This is a genomic window from Neisseria sp. P0019.S002, from assembly GCF_051957155.1.
Classification (GTDB): domain Bacteria; phylum Pseudomonadota; class Gammaproteobacteria; order Burkholderiales; family Neisseriaceae; genus Neisseria; species Neisseria perflava.
Window position 1 is genome coordinate 1 of the sequence record NZ_JBQCWS010000094.1, and the last position, 476, is coordinate 476.

The window sequence follows — 476 nt, forward strand, 5'->3', positions numbered from 1 at the left end:
GTGCGCGGAAATCACTGTTTACGGGGAAGTCGCACAAGGTGTGAGGCTCTTGGGCGGCATTACCCTGCTCGATGCCAAGCAGAAATCTACCGGCTCACCTTTAACTGACGGCAAACACACCATCGGCGCGGCTAAAACCCAGGCCAACATTGGCGTGGAAGGGGAAGTGCCGAAAGTGCAAGGTTTGGCATTCGACGGACGCATGGTTTACACCGGTTCTTCCTACGCCGATGCGGCCAATACGCTTAAAGTCGGCGGCTGGACGCGCTTCGATATCGACGCGCGCTACCACACCCAAATCGGCAGGCACGAAGCCACCTTCCGCGCCCGCCTCGATAATATTGCCAACAAGAAATACTGGGCATCCGTCGGCGGATACCCTAACAGCGGCTACCTGAACGCCGACGCACCGCGCAGCTTCACCCTGTCGGCTTCGGTAGATTTTTAAGGGACGGGCGGCAAACGGCCTCCAACGG

1 protein-coding gene is annotated in these 476 nt (G+C 58.6%); it reads left to right on the forward strand.

Translation table 11 applies throughout. The annotated features are described in order from the left end of the window. A partial coding sequence (locus ACTHTY_RS11740; protein WP_440367804.1) for a TonB-dependent receptor domain-containing protein occupies positions 1-448 on the forward strand: 448 nt, incomplete at its 5' end. Between the last annotated feature and the right edge of the window lie 28 nt (positions 449-476).